Origin of the sequence: Corynebacterium mendelii (assembly GCF_017307055.1) — a bacterium.
In the GTDB taxonomy this organism is placed as follows: domain Bacteria; phylum Actinomycetota; class Actinomycetes; order Mycobacteriales; family Mycobacteriaceae; genus Corynebacterium; species Corynebacterium mendelii.
This window is the reverse complement of the sequence record NZ_JAFLEQ010000008.1, coordinates 493,462-497,778: the sequence shown is the minus strand read 5'-3', so window position 1 is coordinate 497,778 and position 4,317 is coordinate 493,462. Positions and strand designations below refer to the sequence as shown.

At 65.0% G+C, this 4,317-nt stretch carries 4 protein-coding genes; 2 read left to right on the top strand and 2 right to left on the bottom strand.

Annotated elements, in window-relative coordinates:
• Positions 1 to 445: hypothetical protein (locus JZY06_RS05465; RefSeq protein WP_242516658.1), on the top strand; the 445-nt coding region annotated here is incomplete at its 5' end.
• Positions 446 to 495: 50 nt separating this feature from the next.
• Here JZY06_RS05465 and JZY06_RS05460 read toward each other — a convergent pair.
• Entirely contained in the window at positions 496 to 1,191 is a 696-nt protein-coding gene (locus tag JZY06_RS05460) for a response regulator (protein WP_207278755.1), read from the bottom strand.
• A 93-nt stretch (positions 1,192 to 1,284) separates the two neighbouring features.
• Complete coding sequence (locus JZY06_RS12485; protein ID WP_207118961.1) at positions 1,285 to 2,676, bottom strand: ATP-binding protein; 1,392 nt, start codon at positions 2,674 to 2,676, stop codon at positions 1,285 to 1,287.
• Between the two features lie 161 nt (positions 2,677 to 2,837).
• Between JZY06_RS12485 and JZY06_RS05450 the strand changes: the two genes are divergently transcribed.
• Positions 2,838 to 4,289: a PspC domain-containing protein gene (locus JZY06_RS05450; protein ID WP_207118959.1), complete on the top strand. Its 1,452-nt coding sequence runs from the start codon at positions 2,838 to 2,840 to the stop codon at positions 4,287 to 4,289.
• Positions 4,290 to 4,317 lie beyond the last annotated feature (28 nt).

The following is a 4,317-nucleotide window of genomic DNA, read 5'->3' as shown; positions in this document are numbered from 1 at the left end:
CCACCGCTGCTGGCCGCTACCCTGTAATGCCATGACCGCCTACGCGAACATGAAAAACCACATCACCCCGGTGCCCACTCCCCTGGTGGTCAGGGCAACATCGTCCGTGCTGGTGGCAGCCGGTGTCGCGGTGATGGGTGCCGATCTGGCCAACTCCTGGAAAGCTGCCACAATGATGCTGTGCATCGGGACGGCGATGCTGGTGATTTTCTCCCACCCGTACCGCAGACGGATGCGGGAATACACCGAAACCCACAACCGGGACTACAAGTTCCGGCTGGCCGCCCTGCTGCCGCTGTTTCCGGTGTGGCTGGCGCTGATGACCATGCCCGCTTTTGCGCCGCTGGCCATCGGCTGGCTGATCATTGCCGGCGCGGTCACTTTCGGCTGGATGTGGCTGATTTTCCCGCACATCGACGGCTCCCGGGCGCTGGCGTTTATCTGACCGCGCACCTTCGGCCCGCAACGCGTCGCCGCAGCCGGGCACAAACGCTGCTAGTCCAGGTCGTGGCTGACTGCCCAGCGGGCCAGGGCATGACGGTTGGACTGCTGGGTTTTGCGCAGAATATTCGAAGCGTGGGTTTCCACCGTTTTAATCGAGATGAACAGTTTCTCCCCGATTTCTTTGTAGGTGTAGCCGCGGGCCAGCAGTTTGAGCACCTCCAGTTCCCGGCGGGTCAGCGCGTCAATAACCGGGTCCCCGCGTTTTCCGGCCGGCAGGGTCCCGGTTTCGGCGTCCTCGGCGGGTTCATCGACCACCCCGGCACCGGCTTTGGCGTCCGGGGTGCAAAAAGCGTCGAGCACGAAACCGGCCAGCCGCGGGGAGAACACGGCATCACCGTCGGCCACCCGGACAATGGCATCCACCAGTTGCCCGCCCGAGATGGTTTTGGTGACATATCCCCTGGCACCGGCCCTGATCACCGAGATCACATCTTCGGCGGCGTCGGAGACGCTCAACGCCAGAAAAGTGGTGTCCACCCTGTTTTTCCGGGTGGCGGTGATCACGCTTGCCCCGGTGCCGTCGGGAAGATGCACATCCAGCAGCACCACATCGGGCTGTGCATCGGCAATGACGGTGATCGCTTCGGCGACCGTGCCGGCGGTGCCGACCACATCGACGGTGCCGGAGATCTCCGCTATCACCCCGCTGCGAAACATCTGGTGGTCATCGACGACAACCAGACGCAGCCGGGACCCGTCTTGTGTCTTTGTCACGGATAGACGCCTTTCCGTTGCTTGTTCGGGGTGCTTTCCTCCCAGGGTATCCGTCGTGGACGGCCTTCACAGGGCAATGGTGACCGTGATCTCGGTTCCCTCCCCCGGGGCCGATTCGATGGTGGCGGTTCCGCCCGCCCGTTCCATCCGGCCGATGACCGATTCGGCCAGCCCGTGGCGGCCTGCACCGACGGTGTTTTTGTCAAAGCCTCTCCCGCGGTCACGGACATAGATGCTCAATTCACCGGCCAGGCATTCGGCATAGACGTCCACGCAGTCGGCCCCGGAGTGTTTGGCCGCATTGACCATGGCTTCCCGGGCGGCGAGCACGACAGCCTGTGCGTTGTCCGACAGTTCCACATCCGCCCCGACGGTGACCGCGTTGATGCGGATGCCGTAGGCGTCCTCCACTTCCGCACAGGCCAGTTCCACCGCGGCTTTCACGGTTCCGGCGCCGGCGGACAGATTCACCTCCGAGCCGAACAGCCACTGGCGCAGCTGCCGCTCCTGCCTGCGGGCCAACAGCGCCACTTCCCTGTTGTCCCCGGCGCGCTTCTGGATCAGGGCAAGAGTCTGCAGCACCGAGTCATGCAGCCGGGAGGCAATCTCCAGGCGCTGGGCCTCCAGGGCGGCGGCCTGCCGTTCCTTCGACAGTTGTTCCCACAGGCGCACCACCAGCGGCAGGGCCAAAAAAGCGGTACCGGTGAAGGTGACCACCACAGCGATAACGGCAGAGCCTGCGAACTGTTCGCTTTCCCAGTTGACGGCCACCAGCACCCCGCCGGCCAAAAACAGTGCCATTCCGGCGATGACGGCCCCGGCGACAAACCCGGGGGAACGTTTCCCGTCGGCCCAGTCACCGGCCAGCCACACCACCGCCGCCCCCAGGGCCACCACCCCCAGGCTGCCCGCGGCGAAAGCCGAGATGCCCATACTTCCCAGCACCACCACGGCCACGGCGGCAGCCACCGCCACCAGCAGCAGCCCGGTTTTGCGTTCGGATGCCCACCGTGACAGCCGTCCGAACTGTTTTTTCGCTTCTGTCAGGCTTGTGCCCCGGTTAAAACAACGCTCCCCCCGCCCACCGGCGGAACAACCGGTGCCACCGGTCCCGGGACCGGTGGCCGGATCAGATTCGGCCCCGACCGGTCGTGGAACACCCGGGTCAGCACTGTGGCGGGAGGTGTTGGCATAGTAGGTGTCGCCGTCGACGCTGGCCCGTCTGCCCGGTGCCAGGTGCCGGTTCACATCCACCGGTGCCTGCGGGATCATCCACCACGCCAGCACGTAGAACAGCACTCCCGCGCCACCGGCGACACCGGCCACCACCAGCAGGATGCGTACCCCGGTGACCGAAATATCCAGATGGTCGGCAATCCCCTGGGCGACACCGGCGATGACCCGGCCGTCACGGGCACGGTACACAACCGGTCGTTGCTGCGGGGGCGTCATCGTCATAACGGCCATTGTCCCACGGACGAGGGCCGCGGGGAATCGGGGAAAAACCTGGCTTTTGCCTCGCTTGCCCGCCCCGGGCCGGGAACCGGCTGAAAATTCAGGGATTATTTCGGGGTTATTCCCGATGTGGAACACCTGCAGCGGGAACCATACTTTAAACCATGGACGGCACACACAGTTCCCCATTCACCTCCCCACTGGCCGGGGACGGCCCCACCGTGGCGCAGATGTGGGCAACCAGACCCCCGCGTTTCCCCACCGACCAGGGGGGAAACGGAAAGATCGCCGGTGTCTGCGAAGGCATCTCACAGCGCTACCTCATCGATGTCAGCCTGGTGCGGATCCTGTTCATCGTCGCCACGGTTTTCGGTGGCGCCGGTATTCCGGTCTACACGTTTTTGTGGCTGGTGTCCCCGCGCTGGTCAGTTCCGGTGGCCCCCTATCAGGCACTGGTGCTGAAAACCGACCGGCCGATCGTGAAAAAAGAACGCACCCTGGCGGTGCTGCTCGGTATCGCGCTGCTGATTTTCACAACCGACGGGCACGTCAATCTGCTCAGCATCGTCGATACCATACATGTCATCACTTCCCTGCTGCTGCACGTGTTTCTCACCGGCCTGATCTGGATGACGCTGCACAAACGCACACCCGTCCCGCCGCGCGGCACCGATATCCGCCAGTTCCGCTGGGCCGATCAAACACCTGCCCCGGGTTTCGGATCCACCACCGGCGCCCCGTCTAGCGGCCCCCATCCGCAGCAGACGGCTGCCACCGGTGACGACAACACCGGATCCGCAGCCACCTACCCCGACGGCACCGCAGACACCGGCGGCCCCGCAGATAACCGGCAGGATGATCTGTTTGCCGATATCACCGGCGACGCCCGGCGCACCCCGCCGAGCTGGGATCCGCTGGGGGCGGCCCCCTTTGCCTGGGATCTGCCCGAACCCCCGCCGGCGCCATCGGCGGCCCCAGAGAAAAAACACTCCCCGTGGGTCACGCTCGGCTGGATTCTGGGCGTCGCCCTGGTGCTGGTATCCGGTTTCATGGTGGTTTTCCTGGGCATCACCAGTGTCATCATTCCTTTCCTGCTGCTCGGATGCCTGCTCATCGTCGGGCTTGTGGCCCGCAAGAGCGGCAAGATAGCCGTCATCCTGGCGGGCCTTCTGGCGGTGGTTGCCCTGGTCAACTTCGCCGCCGGTGTCACCACCGGCACAGACGACAACACCGTCACCGCAACCAACGGCGACCGCTCAGTCGTTGTCACCGACGCCACCAGTGCCGAAGGGGTGATTGTGGCCAATCTGGGGGACATCGAAGTTGACGCCAGGGCGCTGCAGCCACTGGACGAACCGGCCACCATGCGGATCACCTCGAATATGGGTGATGCGCGCATCCTGGTGCCCAACAACGTCAAGGTCTCATTGACCTGCAAAGCCCGTTTCGGCATCTGCAACAGAAAAGGCGACGAACCCGGCCCCGGCGGGGCGGAGGGTGAGCTGTGGACCATCGAGGCCACCAGCACCCTGGGCAGCACCACCCTGGTCTACGAGGATGCCTCCGCCCGGCCCGACAGCACCAGCCCGGCCGGGCAGCACACCGGCGGCGAGTAGTCCGCACACACCGGCTGCCGGCAGTGTG